11 protein-coding genes and 3 pseudogenes are annotated in these 8,284 nt (G+C 68.0%); 4 read left to right on the top strand and 10 right to left on the bottom strand.

The genetic code is table 11. The features are described from left to right. Positions 1-19: 19 nt before the first annotated feature. The 3 genes from IEZ19_RS48450 to IEZ19_RS48440 form a co-directional block, all read right to left on the bottom strand. Positions 20-445: a hypothetical protein gene (locus IEZ19_RS48450; protein WP_189317748.1), complete on the bottom strand. Its 426-nt coding sequence runs from the start codon at positions 443-445 to the stop codon at positions 20-22. 246 nt (positions 446-691) lie between these two features. Continuing rightward, a complete protein-coding gene (locus tag IEZ19_RS48445) occupies positions 692-832 on the bottom strand; it encodes a hypothetical protein (RefSeq protein ID WP_189317747.1) in 141 nt (46 codons plus the stop codon). Positions 833-847: 15 nt separating this feature from the next. Next, positions 848-1,219, bottom strand: a complete 372-nt coding sequence (locus IEZ19_RS48440; RefSeq protein ID WP_189317746.1) for a nuclear transport factor 2 family protein — start codon at positions 1,217-1,219, stop codon at positions 848-850. Between the two features lie 128 nt (positions 1,220-1,347). On the opposite strand from IEZ19_RS48440, the gene IEZ19_RS48435 reads away from it, so the two are divergent. Beyond that, entirely contained in the window at positions 1,348-1,953 is a 606-nt protein-coding gene (locus IEZ19_RS48435) for a TetR/AcrR family transcriptional regulator (RefSeq protein WP_189317745.1), read from the top strand. Between the two features lie 106 nt (positions 1,954-2,059). Here the strand turns inward: IEZ19_RS48435 and IEZ19_RS48430 are convergent, their stop codons facing one another. From IEZ19_RS48430 to IEZ19_RS52375, 3 genes are all read right to left on the bottom strand, one after another. Continuing rightward, entirely contained in the window at positions 2,060-2,695 is a 636-nt protein-coding gene (locus IEZ19_RS48430; RefSeq protein WP_189317744.1) for a DUF7003 family protein, read from the bottom strand. Between the two features lie 75 nt (positions 2,696-2,770). Continuing rightward, positions 2,771-3,754 (bottom strand): site-specific integrase, encoded by a 984-nt coding sequence (locus IEZ19_RS48425; RefSeq protein WP_229841700.1) that lies wholly within the window; start codon positions 3,752-3,754, stop codon positions 2,771-2,773. A 146-nt stretch (positions 3,755-3,900) separates the two neighbouring features. After that, a complete protein-coding gene (locus tag IEZ19_RS52375; protein WP_229841699.1) occupies positions 3,901-4,167 on the bottom strand; it encodes a hypothetical protein in 267 nt (88 codons plus the stop codon). 247 nt (positions 4,168-4,414) lie between these two features. Between IEZ19_RS52375 and IEZ19_RS48420 the strand changes: the two genes are divergently transcribed. Then, the gene (locus IEZ19_RS48420; protein ID WP_189317743.1) at positions 4,415-5,413 is read left to right on the top strand and encodes a hypothetical protein; all 999 of its coding nucleotides are present in this window, start codon (positions 4,415-4,417) and stop codon (positions 5,411-5,413) included. A 126-nt stretch (positions 5,414-5,539) separates the two neighbouring features. Here the strand turns inward: IEZ19_RS48420 and IEZ19_RS48415 are convergent, their stop codons facing one another. Together IEZ19_RS48415 and IEZ19_RS48410 are read right to left on the bottom strand one after the other, a co-directional pair. Continuing rightward, on the bottom strand, positions 5,540-5,818 hold the full coding sequence (locus IEZ19_RS48415) for a hypothetical protein (protein ID WP_189317742.1): 279 nt from the start codon (positions 5,816-5,818) through the stop codon (positions 5,540-5,542). 251 nt (positions 5,819-6,069) lie between these two features. Then, positions 6,070-6,430, bottom strand: a pseudogene (locus IEZ19_RS48410) (toxin Doc). A gap of 468 nt (positions 6,431-6,898) precedes the next feature. On the opposite strand from IEZ19_RS48410, the gene IEZ19_RS48405 reads away from it, so the two are divergent. Next, positions 6,899-7,132, top strand: coding sequence for a hypothetical protein (locus tag IEZ19_RS48405; RefSeq protein WP_189317741.1), 234 nt, complete (start codon positions 6,899-6,901; stop codon positions 7,130-7,132). Between the two features lie 104 nt (positions 7,133-7,236). Here the strand turns inward: IEZ19_RS48405 and IEZ19_RS48400 are convergent. Further along, a pseudogene (locus IEZ19_RS48400) lies at positions 7,237-7,611 on the bottom strand (transposase family protein); the annotation flags it as partial. 109 nt (positions 7,612-7,720) lie between these two features. Further along, the gene (locus IEZ19_RS48395; protein ID WP_189317740.1) at positions 7,721-7,939 is read right to left on the bottom strand and encodes a group II intron maturase-specific domain-containing protein; all 219 of its coding nucleotides are present in this window, start codon (positions 7,937-7,939) and stop codon (positions 7,721-7,723) included. Positions 7,940-8,089: 150 nt separating this feature from the next. Here IEZ19_RS48395 and IEZ19_RS48390 point away from each other — a divergent pair. Further along, positions 8,090-8,248, top strand: a pseudogene (locus IEZ19_RS48390) (IS701 family transposase); the annotation flags it as partial. Positions 8,249-8,284: the final 36 nt, after the last annotated feature.

Here is an 8,284-nt window from a genome sequence, read left to right as displayed (position 1 = left end):
CGAACCACAGCAACACAGTTCATAGCCGCACATTCGTTTCATTTGACTTGACAGCTACCGAGCCCGCCGGCGCCTCGATGGCCGGAGTGCGGTCGTGCGAGGGCTGCCACGGGTAACGCACCGCGTTCTTGTACGAACGGATCGACTGGCCGATCGCCTGATTGACCCAGTAGATGGTCGCGTTGGTGAGGATGTGGTCGCGGGGGAAGACGGCGGCGAAGTCGCCGCTCTTGTCGCTCCACTTCTTCCAGCGCTGGAGCAGCCACGCCAACATGCCCACCGGCGAGTCGTTCAGCCCGTGCGTGACCGTCTGCCCGTCGAGCATGTGCACCACGACGTGCGAGGCGTAGGTGTCGTAGAACGCGAGGATCTCCTTGCGAAGCTCGTCCGGAACACCCTCCGGAATGGCCTGCGCCATGCTGTAGGACAGCTCGCCGTTGAACATGTCGGGCGGGAGATCCTGCCCGAAGTGAACGCCGGCTGTCGGCGTACTTGTGGCCGAGTTGGGCGGTGACGAGCGAGCCGTAGTCCGTGCCGGACGCAGCGCAGGCCGCTGTGACGCCCACGCGTGGTCATCAGCAGCGTCGGCCTGCCCTGCAGGATGTGACCGTTCCCCCCGCCCGAGGCCGTGTACGACGCGATGTGCTCGCCGCCCCAGCCGACCGGGCTGTCGTGGACCTCGTCCGGACGCTCACTGCTCGAGGACACGACGGATCCACTCCTCGTGGACCGAGATCATCAGCTGCGCGAGCAACAGGATCGCGATGCCGAGGGCGGCCCCACTGCGCACGGGCGTGGTGGCCTCGGCGCGTGGTTCAAGGGTGGTCGTCATGGGGGCCTCGATCGGTCAGAGCAGCGTCTGGGCGTACTGGGGGTTGGTGTAGTCACGCCACTCGGTGATCAGGCCGTCGCGGACGCGGTAGACGGCGACGTTCTTGATCGGGGCGATGTTGCGGCCTGGCAGAGCCAGGCCGTGGATCTGCTCCTCGAGGACGACGTCGCCGTTGACGGCCTGGTACAGCGTCGAGAACTCGAGACGCTTGAACTTGCCGAAGACGCCGCTCCACAGGGCGAGTACGGCGTCGCGGCCGTGGAGCGTGGTGTCGCCGTACGCCTCGAACTCGACGTCGGGGTGCAGGAAGAGCGCGAGGCGCTCGATGTCCTTGGAGTTGAAGGCGTCGACGAACTCGCTGACGACCTTGCCGGGATCGGTGTTCATGTGGCTCTCCTCAGTACCGTTGGTCGTGGCGACAGCAACGAAGGTAGGGAGCCTTTTTTGGACCCACAAGTCCAAGACGTGCCGGATACTGGACCCAACGGTCCAGCGGGCAAGGTATGCTCCCAGTCATGGTACTGACGACCAAGGGACTGGCGACCCGGCAGCGGATCCTCGAGGGCGCAGCCGCCTATCTGCGCACCTCCGACCCCGGCAACGCGACGCTCGACGACATCCGCAACGTGACGCAGTCGAGCAAGAGCCAGCTCTTCCACTACTTCCCCGGCGGCAAGGAGGAGCTCTTCCTCGCGGTCGCCCGCTACGAGGCCGACCGGGTGCTGGACGACCAGCAGCCCCACCTCGGTGCACTCGACTCCTGGGCGGCGTGGGACCGCTGGCGCAAGGCCGTCATCGCCCGCTACAAGGCCCAGGGAGCGAACTGCCCACTGGCCTCGCTGATGAATCAGGTCGGTAGCGTGCCCGGCGCCGCCGAGGTCTCCACGACCCTGCTACGCCAGTGGCAGGACCACGTGCAGCGCGGCATCGAGACGATGCAGGCCAAGGGTGAGGTCAGCAGGGAGATCAACGCCCGACGTACGGCGGCCGCCTTCATCGCCGGCATCCAGGGCGGCGTCACCGTCCTCCGTACGACCGGGCGTACCGAGCACCTCGAGTCGATCCTCGGCCTGCTGATCGCCTACCTCCGCGAATCCACCGCCGCCAGTACTAGGGCATGAAACTGGTAGGAGTCTGTGATCGGGTGATCTGTGTTCGTCCACCACAGCGGACTGTTGGTGATCCTGCGTAACGGTGACGGGGGCCGCAGACACGCAGGCGCGGACATTACAAGGTTCCGGCGTCCGGCCAGTGGGACCGGTGGGTGTTCGCCGGGAGCGTCGGCCGGTACCGGGCCGGGTCCCCGGAGTCCAACACCTCGGCGATCATCTGGAAGGTCTCGTGCCCGCTGGGCATGACATCGCAGAAGTCCTCCGGTTGGTTCCACTCGTCGAGCCGCAGCAGCTCCGGCAGGTCGGCGGGAATGCCGGCCCGCAGCTCCGTCTCGTCGGCCAGCAGAAGGTCCCTGTTCGCGGGCGCCAGCAGGCGGAACACGTCCTGCAGTGGGGTGCCGGCGGCGGTTTCGACTGTCAGCGCGGTGCCGCGGACGACTACCGGAGCTCCTCCCGCATAGACCTCGGCGCCGTCGGGATCGAGGTCCTCCATGTTGTCCACCCGCTCCAGGAAGCCGCTGAATCCGGGCTCGCCATGCGTCAGGCAGTTGCCGAAGCAGTGGACGACGTCGATGAGGTTGCCGCTGCGCGGGCTGTAACCCAGCAGCTCAGCGACCATGGCCCAACGCGTACTGTCGCCGAACAAGTGGATCCGCGCATCGACCGGGTAGTAGTAGCCGTTGTCCAGATCCGGGAACTCTGCATAGTCCGCGCAGAGATCGAACTGCCCGAGGATCGACGAGGTTGTCATCACGACTCCAGGCTAGGACCGGGCTCTCGTCCGCTTGCCAACGGGAGTCCGCGAACTGGGCCAGCGGCTGAAGGGTCACCTGGTGTGGTCCCCGGGTGCGTACTTCTTCCAGGTGCTGCCGGCCTCGGCAGCGAGAGCTTCAGCGTGGACGGTGTGGTAGCCGAGCATCCCAGCGACGACGGACGGGGGTGCCTGCAGGACGAGTTGCCGCAGGGCGGCGGTGCGTCCGTGCAGGGTGGGGATGCCCGCGGCGGAAAGGCGCCTGCCGAGCGTCGCGGGGTCCATGGGCTGTCCGGCCCGGCGCCCGGGGAAGAGCCAGTCGCTGGTCGGCATTGTTCCGCCGGGCCGGTTCGGCCGCCCGGTGCGAACGTAGTCCTGCAGCAGGCCAGCGAAAGGCCCAGGAACAGGGGTCGGTGGATCGCCGAGCCGGAGAAACGCTTGGGGACCGTCTGCGAGGACGTCGTGGACAGTCAGCCGGACCAGACGCCGGATCGGCTGGGCGTAAAGGAGAACGAGCGCGGCGGCAACGCGTTCGGCCTGTGGCAGATCGTCGCTGGTCAGGACGCGCCGTATGAGAGTGATGCGGCCGTGCTGGCTAATCGGCGCGGGGTTCTCGGTGCGGATCACAGGGATCTTAAGCCGGGGCATGACGTGGTGATCCATGCACCAGCGCAGGAAGCCCGTCGTGATGCGCCTGCTGATGGCGTCCTCGGCGAACCAAGCGTCCAGGTCGGCCTGGGTGCACTCAGACAGGGCTCGGCCCCGGGCATCGGACCAGGTCAGAAACACGGCCGCCGGGGTGAGACCGGCGCGGGCTGTCTTGACGGCTCCGGGCCCGAGCGGGCGCTTGGCCGCCGTGGCCCGCAGTTTCCGCAGCAGCTGCCAGGTGGCGAAGCGCTGCAGGAGCTGGCTCTGTCCCGGGTCCTCGATGACGTCGAGCCAGTCGGCGAGCCAGCGTTCGAACAGCAGCAGGTGCCGGTCGCGGTGCGGGAGCACGCCGCAGTGCATGAGCAGGTCGCGGACGTGCGCGACCGACCTGCCGGGTGACAGCGTGCTCAACCCGTCGTGGGTGAGCGAACTTCGGAGCTGGCGAGGGCTCGCAGGATCTGCTGGACGTGCGGTTTGCCGACCCAGGTCAGCTGGCCCTTCGGCCTGGGCATGGCCGTGAGGTGTTCGAGGAAGGAACGAGTTCGGGTCGGATGCGGCTAGCGTGCAGCCTCGCGGCCGCAGCGTTCGCAGAAGAAGTCGCCCAGGCCGCCGGCGCAGTCGGTGCACCACCGCCCGCCGTCGGGCGCGATGCCGGGGGTGAGCCGGTCGACGCTGCAGCCGGCGCATCGGCCGTAGGTCTCCAGCGCGTGGTCACGGCAGGACGCGCAGATGTAGCCCTCGGGCCAGTGGGCGGCACCAATCCGGACGGGGCGGCGGCAGCGCGCGCAGAACAGGTCCTCAGCCCGGACGCGGGTGCGGCTCACTTCTCCGGGCGGACCCGGGCCCGCTTGGGTCGGATGGTGGCAGCCAGGTCGACCACGTCGGCGCCGCCGGCAGTGGCGCTGCGGCGAGAGGCCGCGTTCTCGGCGCGGGTGGCCGCTCCAGCCTGCGGGTCAGAGCAGTCCTGAGATGCGTTTCATCCCCGGCGTGAACGCCGGGACTTTCACGCAAGATCACCGTAATCGGCCGTGAGATTGTGCCGCGAATAGAATCCGGTGGGGAGGACCGCCCATGTCACGGATGCCCTGCTTCGGCGCTGTGTTCATGCTGCTTGCCGCCGCGACGGCCGTCGACGGGTGCGGCGGCCCGCAGGCTTCGCCGACCCAGGAGCCCTCAGCGAGCCGGGACGCGTCTCACCCGGTCGTCCGCCTTGGCGCGGACGACCGCACGCTCGTCCCCGGCGGGCCGCCGCTCCCGTTCCATGTCTCCGTCGGGGGCCTCACCCCCGCGCAGGCCGGCCACCGCTACCTGGCGGTCTACGTCGGGACCGTCGCCGATCGGCTCCAGGTCCGTGAGGACGGAGGGTGGCAGGATGCAGAGCTCTCCTGGACCAACGAGCAGGACGACAACGGGGAGTTCGTCGCCCAGGTGCCGCTCTCGCAAGGCGGCAAGGAGCGGACGCGGATCGACTTGCGGCTCTTCGTCGCCGACCAGCAGAACGAATACGAGAACAACCGGCCGCGTGCCTCGTACGACATGGTTTCCGCGGAGATCGCCGAGGATGGACGGGATCCGGCCATCCACCCGACGGCGGCCGCGGCGTGGTTGCGTCTTCCCGTGGACGCCACGCACCTCACGGTCACGGTCCCGGACATTCTCAAGGCCGCCTCGGGCGGCCCGGCGGTGGAGTGGTCCGTGCGGGTGCGCAACTCGGCGGGCGAGCGCACCCGCTCCGGCCTGCGTGTCGCGGTTTCCTTGGCCCCCGGGGCAAAGGACGCGTCCGTGCAGCACGTGCGCTGGTCGATCGACCGCGGAGGACGGTGGGAGGACCTGACGGGACGAATGTACACCGAGACCAACGTGTTCGCCCTTAAGCCGGGTGCGTCACGGACCGTCCGGGTCCGCATCGCCCTGCCAGCAGGCCCGGCCCCGGCGAGCTCCGGCGGCGTCGGTGCCGTCTTGTGGGCCTCGGTCGGCGCCCCCTGGTGGCCCTCCGGCCCGGACCGGCCCTCAGGGGTCACCATCGAGCCGTTGTCCACCAACGTTCTCACCGACCCCACGGCGGGTTGACTCCGACGGGTGAGCAGCTGGGCGAGGTCGCATCCCTCGACCAGGGCGGCACCGTCACCCTGGTGCGTGATGGCGCCGGGAGCCCTGACGAGTCAGTGAGCCTTTTCCGACCTGCTTGTGGCGCTCTCAGTACGGTGCCATCACCAAGTCGCCGATCACTCGCATCCCAACCTGGGCCGCCGGCCACGGTGCGCGTTCGGCCTCGGCTTGCTTGACGTGGACGAAGACCGTGTGGTCGCTTGCAGACTCCTCCAGGTCGAGATCCTGAGCATGCACGCAAAGCGCGAGAAAGGCGCCTCTGGAACCACCTGCGCCCAGACCCAACTCCGGAACGTCGGGCCAGGCGTTGAAGTCCCACCGGACCGCCGCGGAAGTGTCGCCCACTGCCTGGAGGAACGGCTCCACGGTCTCGGGCGTCTCAGCCCAACTCCGCAGCCAGATAGGCAAGAACGCCGACGGGTCCTCCTCCCTCCCCGACGAGCTGCCTCTCCCCTCTTCCCCCCACCATTCCGCACCCGGCAAGACGGCCGGCACCGCCGAAAGGGAGTGCGCCCGGAGCGCGTCGACGTAGAAGCCGGTAGCGCAGCCGCGCGAGTCCCTGCGGGTCGTCCTGGTCCGCCACGACCGTTCCCCTCCTTCCGGCGCCGGGCCGGTGGTCAGATCCGCCAGGAGCGGATGCAGGTCGGCCGCGTCGTACCCATCGGCGCGGCCGGCGTCGACGTCACGAGCAAGGTCGATCAGCGCACCGTACGGCGGGTCGATGGACTCACCCGTGGCATCCATGTACGCCACGACGATCGCGGCGCCGTACAGGGCATTACGGGCCGGGAGCGGTCGCAGCCGGATGATGGCGTGCATGAGGGCGGCCGCGCGCCAGGCGGTGTCGACAGTAGCGCCCACCTGCAGGGTGTTGACACGATGCCGGGCGACCGCGGCCACGAGGTTGGAGAAGTCGTGGACCGAGGGATGCTTGGGCAACACCTCCGCCTGACGCTCCAGCAGCCGACGAATGTCGATGTGGAGCTACACGTCAGGCTGCCGTCCCGGCACTGCGGCAGCGTCCAGGCGGGCGGAGTGGCTCAACGGACCCCGTCTTCTGCGCTCTTGGATAGCATCTCGCCAAGTGGTGGAGGGGATTCAGGCGCGAAGTAGCAGTCATGAGGCGCCCTACGTCCAAGGCCGGGCTTACGGACTGCGTGGCTGCAGCGGGATGCGATTGAACTGACGGTCCGTCATAAACCTTCGTATCGTGGATGGACTCGTGCATCCGACCTGCAGCCTGACCCCCTGCACGCCCAGCGGGACACGCCCGCCGTCCGCTGAACCCTCATCTCCGCACTGGGGACAACCGCCGAAGAAACAGGAGAAGGTTCAACCTTCGGATCGGCTGACCGAACCACCCGGTGCTTGAGATGCGTGCGGCGGGAAGCCGTGCCAAGAATCGATTGAGAGGCACTGACGCCGACTACAGAAAGGTGGCCGATCATGCGAAGCAGGATCGCACGCACTCTGGTCGCCAGCGTCGCCGCAGGCATGCTGGTCAGTGGAGGTGCAGTGGCGTCTACGGGTACGGCCGTCGCGGTACCGTCGAACGCCAAGGTGGCCGACGGCCCGCATGCACCCGCACCGAAGCCCACCAAGACGCCGATGCACAAGAAATGCCCCAAGGGCGAGCACTACACGAAGGTCAACGGCAAGTGGGGCTGTCACAAGAAGTAGCAGCAGAGCCGGGCGCCGGGGAACATGTCCCCGGCGCCCGCGCCCCCAGCGACTCGCAGTCAGTGAGCCTTTCCCAGTAACCGATCACGACGTTGCGTGATCGGTTAGACGGTGCGGTCGTACTCGAGTTGGAGCAGGACGAGGGCTGCGGCGGCGATCTTCGTGATGCGGCTGGGGTCGAGGTTGACTCTGCGCAGGGCTTTGAAGGTGGTCTTGAGCAGGGAGTTGGCGCGCTCGCAGACGCCGTGGATGCCGCGGATGACCTTGTTGTAGGTCTGCTGGATCTCGGTCAGTTCGCCTCCGGCGGGCTTCTTGTGCGGGTGGCGGAAGCCGTCGCCGGCGTTTTCGTAGCCGAGGTCGGCCAGGGTCGGCATGTCCCAATCGGCGGCGATCCGGTTGAGGGCGTCGGTCAGGCCGTGGTGGCGGGCGCAGGTGGTGTCGTGCTCGCGGCCCGGGCGGACCGGTGAGACCCAGATCGGTCAGCCGTCCGGGTGGTGATGCCGAGTAGCCGAGGGGGATCTCACCCCTCGGCTCTCACAGAACCGTGCGTAACAGTCGCCCGTTACACGGCTCTTGTCGTTCTGATCATCAGACCATTACGGCACCTACGGTCAGCCGCCAGTGGGCGAACATGCGGGGGTATCGCCGGGCGATCTCCTGCATCTTCGCGATGGCCCTCCGTTTGGCCGCGAGCCGCTTGTACTTCTGGCGGATCCAGCGCACCAGGTAGGCGTTGATGCGCATCAGGAACGGGCGCAGCTGCCACGGCCGGTACCGGCCGTAGTAGCTGATCCAACCCGACACCACAGATGCAGCGTTTCGCTATCTGGGCCGGTCAGAGGCGTCGTCTGGAGCGTAGTTGGCTGGTGGTGTGTCGGGGGCGGTCTTCCCGGACCGCACCTCCAACGAGTGGATCGGGAAAATGGCTGGGCTCTGATACGGACAACCTCAAGCGTGATGGACGAACAAGCGGACGCAGTCTGGGAACGAGAACTCGACGACCTCTCCCTCTGCATCAGCCACCGGTTCGGCCGTGCCGACCTGCGGCGCCGGATGCGGGACTACGTGCGGGGCCTGCTCGCCCCCGCCGGACGCAAGAACGGCTGGACCATCGCCGTGCGACACGAGGTCGCTTGAGTTGAGTGGGACTCA

Source organism: Streptomyces brasiliensis, from assembly GCF_014647875.1.
GTDB classification, from domain to species: Bacteria; Actinomycetota; Actinomycetes; order Streptomycetales; family Streptomycetaceae; genus Streptomyces; species Streptomyces brasiliensis.
The sequence above is the reverse complement of the archived record's forward strand: the minus strand, read 5'-3'. Positions and strand labels throughout refer to the sequence as shown.